At 61.3% G+C, this 13,152-nt stretch carries 14 protein-coding genes; 4 read left to right on the top strand and 10 right to left on the bottom strand.

Annotated features, from left to right (window positions below; translation table 11 throughout):
• Positions 1 to 23: 23 nt before the first annotated feature.
• The 10 genes from pyrF to ELQ88_RS09210 form a co-directional block, all read right to left on the bottom strand.
• Positions 24 to 722: an orotidine-5'-phosphate decarboxylase gene (pyrF, locus tag ELQ88_RS09255; protein WP_008148060.1), complete on the bottom strand. Its 699-nt coding sequence runs from the start codon at positions 720 to 722 to the stop codon at positions 24 to 26.
• A 183-nt stretch (positions 723 to 905) separates the two neighbouring features.
• On the bottom strand, positions 906 to 1,961 hold the full coding sequence (locus tag ELQ88_RS09250) for an AI-2E family transporter (protein ID WP_128872134.1): 1,056 nt from the start codon (positions 1,959 to 1,961) through the stop codon (positions 906 to 908).
• A 68-nt stretch (positions 1,962 to 2,029) separates the two neighbouring features.
• On the bottom strand, positions 2,030 to 2,836 hold the full coding sequence (locus ELQ88_RS09245; protein ID WP_138964692.1) for a DUF4892 domain-containing protein: 807 nt from the start codon (positions 2,834 to 2,836) through the stop codon (positions 2,030 to 2,032).
• 8 nt (positions 2,837 to 2,844) lie between these two features.
• Positions 2,845 to 3,504, bottom strand: a complete 660-nt coding sequence (locus tag ELQ88_RS09240; RefSeq protein ID WP_128872132.1) for a glutathione S-transferase N-terminal domain-containing protein — start codon at positions 3,502 to 3,504, stop codon at positions 2,845 to 2,847.
• A gap of 50 nt (positions 3,505 to 3,554) precedes the next feature.
• Entirely contained in the window at positions 3,555 to 4,409 is an 855-nt protein-coding gene (locus tag ELQ88_RS09235; protein ID WP_128872131.1) for an alpha/beta hydrolase, read from the bottom strand.
• Positions 4,406 to 5,212 (bottom strand): alpha/beta hydrolase, encoded by an 807-nt coding sequence (locus ELQ88_RS09230; RefSeq protein ID WP_128872130.1) that lies wholly within the window; start codon positions 5,210 to 5,212, stop codon positions 4,406 to 4,408. The genes ELQ88_RS09235 and ELQ88_RS09230 overlap by 4 nt, the downstream gene beginning before the upstream one ends.
• Before the next feature lie 173 nt (positions 5,213 to 5,385).
• Positions 5,386 to 5,829, bottom strand: a complete 444-nt coding sequence (locus ELQ88_RS09225; RefSeq protein WP_128872129.1) for a hotdog fold thioesterase — start codon at positions 5,827 to 5,829, stop codon at positions 5,386 to 5,388.
• A 103-nt stretch (positions 5,830 to 5,932) separates the two neighbouring features.
• Positions 5,933 to 6,388: a phosphohistidine phosphatase SixA gene (gene sixA / locus ELQ88_RS09220; protein ID WP_128872128.1), complete on the bottom strand. Its 456-nt coding sequence runs from the start codon at positions 6,386 to 6,388 to the stop codon at positions 5,933 to 5,935.
• Positions 6,385 to 6,732 (bottom strand): DUF4389 domain-containing protein, encoded by a 348-nt coding sequence (locus ELQ88_RS09215; RefSeq protein WP_128872127.1) that lies wholly within the window; start codon positions 6,730 to 6,732, stop codon positions 6,385 to 6,387. Before ELQ88_RS09215 ends, sixA begins: the two co-directional genes overlap by 4 nt.
• A 31-nt stretch (positions 6,733 to 6,763) precedes the next feature.
• A complete protein-coding gene (locus ELQ88_RS09210) occupies positions 6,764 to 7,789 on the bottom strand; it encodes an NAD(P)H-dependent glycerol-3-phosphate dehydrogenase (protein WP_128872126.1) in 1,026 nt (341 codons plus the stop codon).
• Positions 7,790 to 8,048: 259 nt separating this feature from the next.
• Here ELQ88_RS09210 and ELQ88_RS09205 point away from each other — a divergent pair, with 259 nt between their 5' ends.
• The 4 genes from ELQ88_RS09205 to fabB all read left to right on the top strand — a co-directional run bounded on the left by ELQ88_RS09205 (position 8,049) and on the right by fabB (position 12,871).
• Positions 8,049 to 8,978 (top strand): ABC transporter substrate-binding protein, encoded by a 930-nt coding sequence (locus tag ELQ88_RS09205; RefSeq protein WP_128872192.1) that lies wholly within the window; start codon positions 8,049 to 8,051, stop codon positions 8,976 to 8,978.
• Positions 8,975 to 10,876 carry an ATP-binding protein gene (locus ELQ88_RS09200; RefSeq protein WP_128872125.1) on the top strand — a complete coding sequence of 634 codons (1,902 nt, stop codon included), beginning with the start codon at positions 8,975 to 8,977 and terminating at the stop codon, positions 10,874 to 10,876. The genes ELQ88_RS09205 and ELQ88_RS09200 overlap by 4 nt, the downstream gene beginning before the upstream one ends.
• Before the next feature lie 247 nt (positions 10,877 to 11,123).
• Positions 11,124 to 11,639, top strand: coding sequence for a 3-hydroxyacyl-[acyl-carrier-protein] dehydratase FabA (fabA, locus tag ELQ88_RS09195; protein WP_003179264.1), 516 nt, complete (start codon positions 11,124 to 11,126; stop codon positions 11,637 to 11,639).
• An 11-nt stretch (positions 11,640 to 11,650) separates the two neighbouring features.
• Positions 11,651 to 12,871, top strand: coding sequence for a beta-ketoacyl-ACP synthase I (gene fabB, locus ELQ88_RS09190; protein ID WP_128872124.1), 1,221 nt, complete (start codon positions 11,651 to 11,653; stop codon positions 12,869 to 12,871).
• Positions 12,872 to 13,152 lie beyond the last annotated feature (281 nt).

Genomic DNA, 13,152 nt, shown 5'->3' with positions numbered 1-13,152 from the left:
AGCAAGCCGGCTCCTACAGGTGATCAGGCGAGTTCGGCCACTACGGCGGCGAGTGCCTTGGCCGGATCCGCCGCCTGGCTGATCGGACGGCCGATTACCAGGTAATCGGAACCGGCATCCAGCGCCTGACGCGGGGTCAGGATACGGCGCTGATCGTCCTGGGCGCTGCCCGCCGGACGAATCCCCGGGGTCACCAGTTGCAGCGACGGGTGAGCCGATTTCAGGGCCTGGGCTTCCAGGGCCGAACAGACCAGACCGTCCATCCCGGCTTTTTCCGCCAGTGCGGCCAGACGCAGCACCTGCTCCTGCGGCTCGATGTCCAGGCCGATACCCGCCAGGTCCTCACGTTCCATGCTGGTCAGCACGGTCACGCCGATCAACAGCGGCTTCGGGCCGGTGCGCTGGTCGAGCACTTCGCGACAGGCGGCCATCATGCGCAGACCACCGGAACAGTGCACGTTGACCATCCATACGCCCATTTCCGCAGCCGCCTTGACGGCCATCGCGGTGGTATTCGGGATGTCGTGGAACTTGAGGTCCAGGAATACTTCGAAACCCTTGTCACGCAGGGTGCCAACGATTTCCGAGGCGCAGCTGGTAAACAGTTCTTTACCGACTTTGACCCGGCACAGCTTCGGGTCCAACTGATCGGCCAGCTTCAGTGCGGCGTCACGGGTAGGGAAATCCAGGGCGACGATGATGGGAGTCTGGCAGGCGGACATGAGTGGGCTCTCAGGCAGGTCGAAATCGGCGCGCATTGTAGCGGAACCAGTGGCGCTGCGGGACCCGATGATCGGTAAATCGTCGAGCCGACTCCCGCAAGCCTAGCCCCTGCGCCCATTGTGTCGAGTCAGATAGTCGCCTGACACACCCGCACTGGATGAACAGCGCCCCCGCGCCGCCTCTCAAGGCCGGCGATCCTCAACCCGGGCTTGAGTCTTGCTCCAGTCGGTCAGCAAGCTGTAAGCCACGGCCAACAAGGTCGGCCCGATAAACAAACCGATGAACCCAAACGCAATCAGCCCGCCAAACACCCCGAGCAATACAATCACCAAGGGCAAATTGCCGCCCCGACTGATCAGGTAAGGCTTGAGCACGTTGTCGACCCCACTGATGATGAACATCCCCCAGCAGCCGAGGAACACCGCCATCCCGTAGTCACCCTTCCAGGCCAGCCAGGCCGTGGCCGGAATCCACACCAGCGGTGGCCCCATCGGAATCAGGCTCAGCAAGAACGTGACGATCCCCAGGACCAGCGCCCCGGGAACCCCGGCAATCAGGAACCCGATCAACGCCAGAACCGCCTGAGCCGCCGCCGTCCCGATGACCCCGTTCACCACGCGTTGCACCGTTCCCGCCACCAGTTCGATGTAATAGCCGGCTCGATCACCGATCAGCCGCTGCAGCAATCCGTGAACAAACGCCGCCAACCGCGGCCCGTCGCGGTAGAAAAAGAACACAAAGACAATGCTCAACGTCAGTTCGAGAATTCCGCCGCCAATCTGCGCACTGCGTGCCAGCAACCAGTTACCGACCTGCCCCAGATAGGGCTTGATCGCCAGCATCATCGCCGCGCCCTGCTGATCGATACTGTTCCAGATGCCCACCAGCCGCTCGCCCACCAAGGGAATACTGCCCAGCCAGCCCGGTGCTTCGGGCAGGCCATCGACCTGCACATCCTTGATGAACGCCGTGGCGTCGCGCACATGGTCCGCCAGGTTGAACCCCAGCCATACCAGCGGCGCCGCCACCAGCACCATCCAGCCCATGGTCAGCAGCGCCGCCGCCAGGGATTCGCGCCCGTTGAGCCAGCGGGTCAGCAAACGCATCAGCGGCCAGCTGGCGAAGGCCAGCACCGCGCCCCAGAACAACGCGGACCAGAACGGCGCCATCACCCATAAACTTGCGCCAAACAGCACCAGGAGCAGGATCTGCACCAACAGCCGATCGTTATTGATCATCCCAGTCTCGAAAAAAGTCAGTCAGCCAAAAAGTAGGTGAACGTGCGAGCACGTTCACCCGATACAGCTTATCGCAACAGTTCGAGGTGCAGGCCAGAGCCTTCGACATTGCCGGCTTCCAGTCTGGCCGTACGTACGCCCTGCCCGATCAGCGCCTGGCGCCAGGCTTCGGCCTTGGGCCCGGAAATACTGACCCGCAAGGTGGTGTCAAGATTCAATCCACGGGAGATCAAGCGCAGCCAGGTCTCGTCGGGATCGCCGGTCAGCTTGGGGAAATCGAGCTCACCGGTGCTCTTGAGCTCGCGCAGCAAGGTCGCGGATGTCGGCAGCACATTGCCCAGGGGTGCCGTGGCGTCGAACTGTTCGACGTGCAGATAGGCTTTGCGATTGCCGCGAGTGATGCTGTAGAGCGCCACCAGTGTGTTGTCCTGCGGCGCCGCCAGACGCAACAGCAGAAACGCTTGCTGGTCGTCGGCGCCATAGAGCTTGGCGTTGCCGAAGACATCATTGGCCCACAGGCTGCTTTCCCCGCAATCCCGGGCCTGGCACCAGAACAGCAACTCGGCATCCTGTTTCTGCAGGGATTCGCGGGCGGCCGTGAAGGCGTCGATGGACGAGTGCTCCGGTGGCAACTCGTAGGTGACCGAGGTCGCATTGCCACGGGCGCTGACCTGACCCTCGAAGCGCAGCTGGCCGCTGATCTTGCGGATCGCACCCAGCGGGTAGATCCGCTCCAGCTCGACGGCCGGGCGATAGTCGACGATCTGCGCATCGGTCATGCGCGGCACGATCGGCAGGTCCTGACTGCCCGGGACATCGGCGGCAAACGACAGGGGACTGAAACAGCACAGCGCCAGCAAACTGAATGAACGCATGGTCGGGCTCATCGGATCAGCATGGCCTGGGCACCTTTGACGACGCTGGCATCGTCGATGCGTTCGGGCACCAGCAGACCTCGCTGTACTGCCGGGCGCGCCTCCATGGTCGCCATCCAGCGTTGCAAGGCGGACAAACCCTCCACCTCGACACCGGACCACTCGTGGCCACGCACCCATGGAAAGGTCGCAATATCGGCAATGCTGTACTCGCCCGCCAGAAACTCTACCGCTTGCAGGCGAGTGTCGAGCACTTCATAGAGACGACGGGTTTCGTGCTGGTAACGGTCGATGGCCCCCTGCAGTTTTTCAGGGAAATAGCGGAAAAACACGTTGGCCTGCCCCTGCATCGGGCCGATTCCGCCCATCTGGAACATCAGCCACTGCAGCACCACCGAACGCCCTTTCGGGTCCGTGGGCAGCAGCTTGCCGCTCAGTTCAGCGAGATAAACCAGGATGGCGCCGGATTCGAACACGGCAAAATCGCCGTTGGCGCGGTCGACAATCGCCGGAATCCGGCCATTGGGATTGATCTTGAGGAAGTCCTCGGATTTCTGTTCCTTCTTGTCGAAACTCAAGGCGTGCACCGTGTAGGGCAGGCCGAGTTCCTCGAGCACGATAGAGACCTTGTGGCCATTCGGGGTCGCAGCGGTGTAGAGATCTATCATGGTTGTCTCCCATTTCAACCCGCCCAGCCTCGACAGTTGCCCGGCGCAAGTCAAGGAACGGCGAAGAACCGATTGAAACAGTCTGCGACAAGGTCGGCACCGGTTGCGTCATTCAGGTGCAAATGATGGCCGCCAGGCAGCTGTTCTCGGCTGAAGGGTAGACGTTCCAGCAACTCGGGATGTTTGGCGAGCATGCCATCGGCTGCGACCACCAGTTTTGCAGGACAACCGACCCGCTGGACGAAGGCCATCGCCTGTTCGTTGGTCAGACGCAGCGGCGATGGCAAGGTAAGACGGTTATCGGTGCGCCAGGTGTAACCGCCCGGTACCGGCATCAGGCCCCGTTGCGCCAGCAACTCGGCGGCTTCACGACTGACCGCCACCAGACCTTTCATGCGCGCTTCAATGGCGCGGTCGAGGGTGTGGTAGACCGGTTTGCGTTTGTCCCTTAGACCCAGCTGTGCTTGCAGCGCCATGCCCATGCGCTCGGCAGCATTTTCGCCTTTGTCTGTAGGAGGAATGATGCCGTCGATCAACGCCAGATGGGTCACCCGCTCCGGCAATGACCCGGCCAGCACCAGAGAAACGATCGCCCCCAACGAGTGCCCCAGTAACCCGAAGCGTTTCCAGCCCAGTTGTTCGGCCACTTGCAGCACGTCATGGGCGTAATCCCAGAGCGCGTAACCGGCGCCCGCAGGCCGATGCCCGGAGTGGCCATGACCGGCCATGTCCAGCGCGACGATGCGCAGCCCCTCGAGCTTCGGTGCCAGCCGGGCAAAGCTGTTGGCGTTATCCAGCCAGCCGTGCAAGGCGATTACCGGGACACCGTCTTCCGGGCCGAACAGATGCGCCGCCAGTTCGATATGCGGCAGGCTCAGGCGAACTTCTTCGACGGCAGGGCTCATGCGCAATCCTGCTGGCGGCGACCTTCCCAGCGGCTGAACAGATTCTTCAGCAGCACGGCTGTATCCTGGGGACGTTCCAGGGGAAACATGTGGCCGCCGGGCAGGGTCAGTGACTCGCCCAGCGGCATGCGCCCGACAGAGCTGGCGTGATGACGCATCACCACCCGACTCTTGTGTCCGCGAACCACCGCCAATGGCACTTTCAGCTGCCGTGTCCGGCCCGGGCTGGTGTGGGGGACGCCGCGGTAGATGCTGATTTCCGTGGCCGGGTCGAAGCGCAGGCGCAGCGTGTCGCCGACCTTTTGCAGACCGTGTTGCAGATAAGCATCGAAACATTCCGGGTCGAAGCTGCGAAACAGGGTTTTACCGGCAAAATACACGCGCGCAGCGTCCAGGTCGGCAAACTCTTCGCGACGGCCCAGGGTGCGACCGGCCGGGGTCAGGCGGTCGATGAAACCAAAGCGCTTGGCGGCGCGGATGACCCATTGATCGGTACGGGTCAGCACCGGCGAATCGAGCATCACCACCCCGCGATACAGCTCGGGGCAACGCAGGGCCGCATGCAAATGCAATACACCGCCGAAGGAATGCCCGACACCCCACACCGGTTCAGGTTGCTGCCTGAGGTGATGAATCAACTCGTCGACCAGGTTGTGCCAATTGTCGTCCGCCGGGAAACGCGGGTCGTGGGCGTGCTGCTCCAGATGCGTCACCTGATACTCGGGCGCCAGCGCCGCGAACAATTTGCCGTAGGTTCCCGAAGGAAAGCCATTGGCGTGGGCGAAAAAAATCTGTTGCGACATACCGGCAAATCCATGAGCGAGGACAGGCGTTGATTGTCCGTAAGACCAGGCCCTACAGCAATGACCATAACTGTCAGCAATGGTGGTAGGAAAAGTCGCCAATATCAAAAGATCGCAGGTGCGCGGTGTAGGAATTACCGCAGGCTGCGATCTTTCGATCAACCAACCCCCAATCAACGCGCCGGCGGATTCTCACCCAATGGCACCACCGCCATGGTCAACCGAGACACACAACTGGCCTTGCCTTCATCGCTGGTCAGCCGAATGTCCCAGACATGGGTCGTACGTCCAATGTGAATCGCCTTGGCTACCGCTGTCACTCGCCCCGTGCGCAAGCCACGCAAATGGTTGGCGTTGATTTCCAGGCCCACGCAATAGAACTTGCTGGTATCGATGCACAGGTAACTGGCCATGGAACCGACGGATTCGGCCAGTACCACCGAGGCGCCGCCGTGCAGCAGGCCGTAGGGCTGGTGAGTGCGGTGGTCGATGACCATGCTGGCGGTCAGGGACACTTCATCGAAGTCTTCGAAGCGGATATCCAGCACTTCGCCGATGGTGTTTTTCTGGATCGCGTTCAACTGATCGATGTTGGGAGTGGTACGCCACAAACTCATTGCTGACATCCTTTGTTGGTTTTTATTCGTCACCGATCCTGCCACAGCACCGTCTCGCTGCGCTTGCAGCGCCGCCGACCCTATCCTGTGGGAGCCGTTTCATTCAGCCAGGGTGCTTGATGCCATTGAGCTTCATCGCCCCCGCCAGCGGCCCTTCGCCTTCAAGCTCGGCAAGGCCGGCTGTGGGGACCGCTTCCGGGTCCTGCACATGGCCATTCTGAAGGTAGCCCAGCAGGTTGCCCACCAGCGGGTTATGACTGACCAGCAGCGCATGATCGACCGACACCAACTGTTCCGCCACCGCTTGCGGGCGGTTGTCGGGTGTCAGCCATTCGACGGTGCGGATCTCCGGTTGAAAGCCCAGCGCTTCACGCACCAGCAAGGCGGTTTCCTGCGCTCGCAGGAAAGGGCTGGCATAGATCGCGGTAATCGGCTGGCCGATCAACTCGGCGGCGGTGCGCAGCACTTCTTCACGACCGTGTGCGGTCAGCGCCCGCTCGGAATCGGGACGCTTGCCGTGTGGCTCGGCTTCACCATGACGCAATACCCAGAGTTTCATAGTTTCGGTTCCTCATCTCGAGCCGGATGCGGCGCTGGCGCCACAACGTGTGGCGCTTCACCTTCCGGGGTACGCGGCGTCGGCCAGTCGGCGAACGGCCAAGGCTTCTGGTCGCTGTGAAAACTGCCGAAACGACCAATCTGCGCCAGGAACTGGCTCAGGCTGTCGCCGAAGTTCATCAGGCTGGCGCTCGGGGCACCATAGATCAAACGATAGATCAGTTGCACCAGCACTACCGCGCCGAGGATGAATTGCGCCACTTGCCAGACCAGCAAGAAGACGATCATCCACAGCACGCGCAGCAGGATGGATTCGTACCTGGCTTCTACTTTCGGATCATTCATGTCTCGCTCCCTGCCCCTGTCAATTGAGTGCTCAGTTGAAACCACTGGTGGAAATAAAGTCGACGTCGGTTTTCGGCTCGGCACGCATCAATAGACCAATCACCTGCTCCAGCGTGCGCCCTTCGAACAGGATGGCATGGAGCCCGGCGACCAGCGGCATATACACGCCAACTTCCTGGGCCTTGGCCTTGAGCACTTTCAGGGTATTGACGCCTTCGGCCACCTCGCCTAAACGCGTCACCGCTTCTTCCAGGCTCAACCCCTGGCCGAGGGCGAACCCGACCTGGTAGTTACGGCTTTTCGGCGATGAACAGGTGACGATCAAATCGCCCACGCCCGCCAGCCCGAGGAACGTCATGGGGTTGGCGCCCTGATTCACCGCGAAGCGAGTCATTTCCGCCAGCGCCCGGGTGATCAGCATGCTCTTGGTGTTTTCGCCCATGCCCAGCGCCACCGCCATGCCGGCGATGATCGCGTAGACGTTTTTCAGCGCCCCCCCCAACTCCACGCCGAAGCGGTCGGCGCTGGCGTAGACGCGAAAGGTGCGACCGTGCAGCGCGGCCTGGACCTGCTGGCAGAGGTCTTCATCTTCGCTGGCCACCACCGTGGCGGTCAGCGCGTGTTCGGCGATTTCACGGGCCAGGTTCGGCCCCGACAGTACGCCGATACGCGCTTGCGGGGCGATCTCTTCGAGGATCTCGCTCATCAGCTTGAAGGTGTGGGCTTCGATGCCTTTGGTCAGGCTCACCAGCAATTTGCCGCGCAAACGTTCGGCATGCGGCGCCAGCACCGAGCGTAGCGCGCTGGACGGCAGCGCAACGAAACTCAGGTCGCAGGCTTCCAGGGTGGCTTGCAGGTCGGTGACTGCTTCCACGGCCGGCAGAATCTTGATGCCTTTGAGGTAGCGCGGGTTTTCCCGATTGACCCGGATGGCCTCGGCTTGCTCGGGGTCACGCATCCACAGCCGAACCTGATGCCCGTTCTCGGCCAGCAGATTAGCCACGGCGGTACCAAAACTTCCGCCTCCCAGGACCGCAATTGGGCGCTGTTCAGTCATATGCAATCCGTTAATCCATACCAGTGGCGATGTCGGCATTATACGGAGCAGCCCAGTGGCGGCCAGCCCCTGGATCAATTACCGGCACTTGTACGAAGAAGAGCAATAAATCCGCGGAAAATGCGCTCATCGTGACTGGAAAAGTCGACCAGCTCGGTTAACATGCGCGCCAATTGTTCGCTACCAAGGATGTGTCGTGTCGTTTGGCTCTGCATCGCCCCGCTCGCCGCTCGCTCTGGCGCCGATTTTCAGCCCGGCGATGCGCCGTTGGTCGCGAAAGACGCCAACCCTTGGCCACCTGCTGGCCGGGCTGTGCCTGGTGGTTAGCGGCCTGCTGTGCAGCCTGCCGACACGGGCCGCCGACATTTTGTTGACCGCTGCCGAAGACAGCCCCGGCATGCAATCCTTCACGCAGGCCCTGAGTGAGCTGCGCCCTGCCGACAGCGTGCGCTTCCAGCCACTGCCCGCTCTGCCGGCACCGGGCAAACTGCCTGCCACTACCCGTTTGATCCTGCTTGACCTGCCGAGCCTCGACTGGCGCCTGCAAGATGCCCAAGGCCCGGCGACATTGGTATTGCGCATCAGTCGCCTGCAAGCGCGCCAACGGCTGGGTGCCAACCAGCCCCCACACTTGAGCCTGCTGTGGAGCGATCCGCCGCTGGCTCGGCAGTTGCGCCTGACCGGTATTCTTCTGCCCCAGGCCCGACGAATCGGCGTGCTCTACGACAGTCACAGTGAGTTTCTGTTGAACGAACTGCGCCAGGCCGCCTTGCCGCTCGGCCTGCAAATCGTCACCGCGCGCTGGGACAACACCAGCGACAGCGGCCCGCTGCAGTCGTTGCTGAACAACAGCGACGTGCTGCTGGGGCTCGACGATCCCGATCTGTTCAACCCGAAAACCGCGAAAAACCTGTTGCTCAGCAGCTACTCACGGCAACGGGCGCTGATCGGCCCCAATGCCGGTTTCGTCAAGGCCGGGAGCCTGGCCAGTACCTACAGCGATCAAGGCGACTGGCTGGCGATTCTGGACACATTGCTCGACCAGCCACCGGCCAACTGGCCGCGCGCGCACTACCCGCAGCGCTTCCAGGTCTTGAGCAATCCACAAGTGGCTCGTTCCTTGGGTATTGAACAGATCGATCAAGCCTCTGTGGCCGCACAGTTGGGCGCAGGAGAAAGCCACCCATGACTTTCCATCGTCGCTGGGACATCAACACCCGCACGCAAATCATCAGCCTCGGCCCTGCCCTGTTGCTGACCTTGCTGTTGATCAGCTTCTTCACCTTCGTGCGAATCCAGGACCTGCGCCAGGAACTCAACCACACCGGTCAGTTGATTGCCAACCAACTGGCGCCGGCCACCGAATACGGGGTGATTTCGGGCAACAACGAGGTGCTCGACAGTTTGCTCAAGGCCACGCTGGCCACGCCCAATGTGCGATTCCTGGAGGTTCAGGACAGCGCCGACCGGATTCTGGTGTACGTCGAACAACCGTCGGAAACCCACACCCGCTCGCATCAGGTCGAAGTCTTCCAGGCACCGGTGCGGCTGCAACGCATCCCGTTGCACAATGATTTTTTCCAGGGCAGCAAAGTCGCCGGCACCGCCTCTGCCGAGGATTATCTGGGGCGGGTCATTGTCGGCCTGTCCAACGATGCCTTCAGCCAGCGCCAGCAGGAGATCCTGTTCAAGGCCGGGATTCTTGCGTTGTTCGCCCTGCTGTTTACCTTTCTGATCGCCCGGCGCCTGGCCGGGAGCCTGTCGCAGCCGATCCGCGACATCGGCACTGCGGTCAAGGCGATTCAGGACGGCGACTACAACACCCCGCTGCCCATCGTCGACGACACCGAACTCGGGGCGCTGTCGCAGCACATCAACAACCTTGCCAGCGGACTCGAACAAGCCAGCCGCGAACAGCACCAGGCGATGGCGCAGTTGATCCAGACTCGCGAAGAGGCGGAAAAGGCCAACAACGCCAAATCCGATTTCCTCGCGATGATGAGCCATGAACTGCGCACCCCGATGAATGGCGTACTGGGCATGCTGCAACTGCTGGAAACCACCGAGATGACCGAGGAACAGCTCGAATACGCGGCGCTGGCTTCGGAGTCCACCGAACACCTGCTCAAGGTCATCAACGACATTCTCGATTTCTCGCGCATCGAGCGCTCGGAACTGGAGCTGGAACACATTCCGTTCAACCTCGCGGACCTGATCGGCAGTTGCGCCCAGGCGTTTTCCCACAGCGCAGCGCAACGCGGGCTGGATCTGGCGCTGTTGACGCCCGATAACATGTGCGCGCTGCAGGTGCAGGGCGACCCGACGCGGATCCGGCAGATCCTGGTCAACCTGGTCGGCAATGCACTGAAGTTCACCGAGCAAGGTCGCATCACCATCGAGCCGCAATGGCAATCGCTGGATCACGAACTCCTCTGGTTTACCTGCACGGTACGAGACAGCGGGATCGGTATTTCCAGCCAACACCTGGAATCGATGTTCAATGCCTTCCAGCAGGCCGACAGTTCCATTTCAAGGCGCTATGGCGGCACCGGACTGGGCCTCCCCATCGCCCGCACCCTGGCTGAGCGGATGGGCGGCACCTTGCGTGCCCATAGCGAAGAAGGTCGCGGTTCGGTGTTCACCCTGGAAATCCCGCTGGCCCTCTATAAACAGACGCTGCCGATACTGACGCCACGCACGCCAACGGGCTCCGGTGATGGCGAGGGACGCAATGTGCTGCTGGTGGAGGACAATCCGGTCAACCAGACCGTCATCGAGGCGATGTTGCGCAGCCTGGGCTTTACTGTCAGCGTCGCGACCGATGGCGCGCAAGCGGTGCGCAGCGCCGAGAGTCTGATTTTCGAAGCGATCCTGATGGATTGTCGATTGCCGATTATCGATGGCTATGAGGCGACCCGACAGATTCGCCAATTGCCCGGCTGCGCGGGCTTGCCCATCATAGCCCTGACCGCCAATGCCTTGCAGGGCGACCGGGAAGCCTGTTTATCGGCGGGAATGAACGATTACCTGGCCAAGCCCTTCAAACGTACTGATCTGCAGCAGATTCTGCAGCGATGGGTGCAGTAGTGCAGGCCTTTCGGCTATCTGCGACTGGCGTGAAAGGCGAAAGTGCGGCAGTCTTAGGCACCCGAACAGGCCCGAAAAGGGGCTTGAATAATAATTTCAGTGCACAAGTGTACATTCGTGTCCTTGGTGCTGTGACTTTCACCACAACGCAATAGTCTATGAGTAGGCTGCTGGCTCGAGGCATGAATGCTTCGACCGGCCGGGAAGATTTGCCCCACCTGCCGCACGGGACTATTGAGGAGCTCGCATGACCAAACAAAACGCCTTTACCCGGGAAGACCTGCTGCGCTGCAGTCGCGGTGAGCTGTTCGGCCCAGGTAACGCGCAACTGCCCGCCCCGAACATGCTGATGGTCGATCGCATCACCCTGATCAGCGAAGAAGGCGGCAAGTACGGCAAAGGTGAATTGGTCGCCGAGCTGGATATCACTCCGGATCTGTGGTTTTTCGCCTGTCACTTCGAAGGCGACCCCGTGATGCCAGGCTGCCTGGGCCTCGACGCCATGTGGCAATTGGTCGGTTTCTTCCTGGGCTGGCAAGGTCTGCCGGGCCGCGGCCGCGCTCTGGGTTCGGGCGAAGTGAAGTTCTTTGGTCAGGTTCTGCCGACCGCGAAGAAAGTAACCTATAACATTCATATCAAGCGCGTCCTCAAAGGCAAGCTGAACCTGGCCATCGCCGATGGTTCGGTGACTGTCGACGGTCGCGAGATCTATACCGCCGAAGGCCTTCGGGTCGGCGTTTTCACCTCCACTGACAACTTCTAAGGGTTATCCGCATGCGCCGCGTCGTTATCACTGGTCTGGGCATCGTTTCGTGCCTGGGCAATGACAAAGAGACCGTCTCCGCTAACCTGCGTGCAAGCCGCCCTGGCATCCGGTTCAACCCGGAATATGCTGAAATGGGTCTGCGTAGCCAGGTTTCCGGCTCCATTGACCTTCCCCTCGAAGAGCTGATTGACCGCAAGATCTTTCGCTTCGTCGGCCACGCGGCGGCATACGCCTACCTGGCCATGAAAGACGCAATCGCCGACTCCGGTCTGAGCGACGAGCAAGTCTCGAACCCGCGTACCGGCCTGATCGCCGGTTCCGGTGGTGCCTCCACGCTGAACCAGATGGAAGCGCTGGACATCCTGCGCGAGAAAGGCGTCAAGCGCGTCGGCCCTTACCGCGTCACGCGGACCATGAGCAGCACCGTTTCCGCCTGCCTGGCCACGCCGTTCAAGATCAAGGGCCTGAACTACTCCATCGCTTCTGCCTGTGCCACCAGTGCTCACTGCATCGGTACGGCCATGGAACAGATCCAGATGGGCAAGCAGGACATCGTATTCGCCGGCGGCGGTGAAGAGGAACACTGGAGCCAATCGTTCCTGTTCGACGCCATGGGCGCCCTGTCCAGCCAGTACAACGAAACTCCGGAAAAAGCTTCCCGCGCCTACGACAACAAGCGTGACGGTTTCGTCATCGCCGGCGGTGGCGGCATGGTCGTGGTCGAAGAGCTGGAACACGCTCTGGCTCGCGGCGCGAAGATCTACGCCGAAATCGTTGGCTACGGTGCGACCTCCGACGGCTACGACATGGTCGCTCCAAGCGGCGAAGGCGCCATCCGCTGCATGCAGATGGCCATGTCCACCGTTGACGCTCCAATCGACTACCTGAACACCCACGGCACCTCGACTCCGGTCGGTGATGTCATGGAGATGAAGGGTGTGCGTGAAGTGTTCGGCGACAAGGCTCCGGCCATCAGCTCCACCAAGAGCCTGTCGGGTCACTCCCTGGGCGCCGCCGGCGTTCACGAAGCGATCTACTGCATGCTGATGATGGAAGGCAACTTCATGGCCGGTTCGGCCAACATCGACGAACTGGACCCGGAAGTGGCTGACATGCCGATCCTGACCAAGACTCGCGAAGACGCCACCATCAACACCGTGATGAGCAACAGCTTCGGTTTCGGTGGCACCAATGCCACGCTGGTACTGAAGCGCTGGTCGGGTAAGTAATACCCCCCGCCGCTCTGCTGCACATAAAAACGCCCCGACTGGTTCGGGGCGTTTTTATGTGCCTTTGATTTTGCATTTGCTTTTGTAGGAGCCAGGCTTGCCGGCGAAGGCGTACCCAAAGACGCCTTCGCCGGCAAGCCTGGCGCCTACAGGTACCGGTTTCAATTCGCCGTTTTGTCGTCGCGAACATGAAGCTTTTGTCATGAAACTTAACGCCCTGCGACCAAATGCCGCGTGTTTGGCGGGCTGCAGGACTTTTGCCGATTCTGCAAAAATCAGTT

The organism is Pseudomonas sp. MPC6 (genome assembly GCF_006094435.1).
Taxonomy (GTDB): domain Bacteria; phylum Pseudomonadota; class Gammaproteobacteria; order Pseudomonadales; family Pseudomonadaceae; genus Aquipseudomonas.
The sequence above is the reverse complement of the archived record's forward strand: the minus strand, read 5'-3'. Positions and strand labels throughout refer to the sequence as shown.

What these genes read in the sequence shown, in the direction of transcription:
- ELQ88_RS09240 (WP_128872132.1), bottom strand. Translation starts at nt 3,504, where the DNA reads ATGATAGATCTCTACACCGCTGCGACCCCGAATGGCCACAAGGTCTCT.
- ELQ88_RS09250 (WP_128872134.1), bottom strand. Translation starts at nt 1,961, where the DNA reads ATGATCAATAACGATCGGCTGTTGGTGCAGATCCTGCTCCTGGTGCTG.
- ELQ88_RS09245 (WP_138964692.1), bottom strand. Translation starts at nt 2,836, where the DNA reads ATGCGTTCATTCAGTTTGCTGGCGCTGTGCTGTTTCAGTCCCCTGTCG.
- ELQ88_RS09235 (WP_128872131.1), bottom strand. Translation starts at nt 4,409, where the DNA reads ATGAGCCCTGCCGTCGAAGAAGTTCGCCTGAGCCTGCCGCATATCGAA.
- ELQ88_RS09230 (WP_128872130.1), bottom strand. Translation starts at nt 5,212, where the DNA reads ATGTCGCAACAGATTTTTTTCGCCCACGCCAATGGCTTTCCTTCGGGA.
- ELQ88_RS09210 (WP_128872126.1), bottom strand. Translation starts at nt 7,789, where the DNA reads ATGACTGAACAGCGCCCAATTGCGGTCCTGGGAGGCGGAAGTTTTGGT.
- ELQ88_RS09215 (WP_128872127.1), bottom strand. Translation starts at nt 6,732, where the DNA reads ATGAATGATCCGAAAGTAGAAGCCAGGTACGAATCCATCCTGCTGCGC.
- pyrF (WP_008148060.1), bottom strand. Translation starts at nt 722, where the DNA reads ATGTCCGCCTGCCAGACTCCCATCATCGTCGCCCTGGATTTCCCTACC.
- ELQ88_RS09205 (WP_128872192.1), top strand. Translation starts at nt 8,049, where the DNA reads ATGCGCCGTTGGTCGCGAAAGACGCCAACCCTTGGCCACCTGCTGGCC.
- ELQ88_RS09200 (WP_128872125.1), top strand. Translation starts at nt 8,975, where the DNA reads ATGACTTTCCATCGTCGCTGGGACATCAACACCCGCACGCAAATCATC.
- ELQ88_RS09225 (WP_128872129.1), bottom strand. Translation starts at nt 5,829, where the DNA reads ATGAGTTTGTGGCGTACCACTCCCAACATCGATCAGTTGAACGCGATC.
- fabA (WP_003179264.1), top strand. Translation starts at nt 11,124, where the DNA reads ATGACCAAACAAAACGCCTTTACCCGGGAAGACCTGCTGCGCTGCAGT.
- sixA (WP_128872128.1), bottom strand. Translation starts at nt 6,388, where the DNA reads ATGAAACTCTGGGTATTGCGTCATGGTGAAGCCGAGCCACACGGCAAG.
- fabB (WP_128872124.1), top strand. Translation starts at nt 11,651, where the DNA reads ATGCGCCGCGTCGTTATCACTGGTCTGGGCATCGTTTCGTGCCTGGGC.